1 protein-coding gene is annotated in these 326 nt (G+C 75.5%); it reads right to left on the bottom strand.

The features are described 5' to 3' along the window. Positions 1-326 (bottom strand): beta-ketoacyl synthase N-terminal-like domain-containing protein (locus ACEPPI_RS40830; protein WP_373920289.1); only part of this gene is annotated, 326 nt, incomplete at both ends.

Genomic DNA, 326 nt, shown 5'->3' with positions numbered 1-326 from the left:
GCCTGGGCCTCGATCGGGTCGCCGAGGGTGGTGCCGGTGCCGTGCGCCTCGACGGCGTCCACCTCGGCGGCCGACAGGCCGGCGCTGGCGAGGGCGGCGCGGATGACGCGCTGCTGGGACGGCCCGTTGGGTGCCGTCAGACCGTTGCTGGCACCGTCCTGGTTGATCGCCGAGCCGCGGATCACCGCGAGGACCGGGTGCCCGTTGCGGCGGGCATCCGACAGCCGCTCCACGAGCAGCATGCCGACACCCTCACCCCAGCCCGTACCGTCCGCACCGGCCGCGAAGGCCTTGATCCGGCCGTCCGCGGCCAGACCACGCTGGCG

Source organism: Streptomyces sp. AB3(2024), from assembly GCF_041862025.1.
Taxonomy (GTDB): Bacteria; Actinomycetota; Actinomycetes; order Streptomycetales; family Streptomycetaceae; genus Streptomyces.
This window is presented reverse-complemented; position numbering and strand designations above follow the sequence as displayed.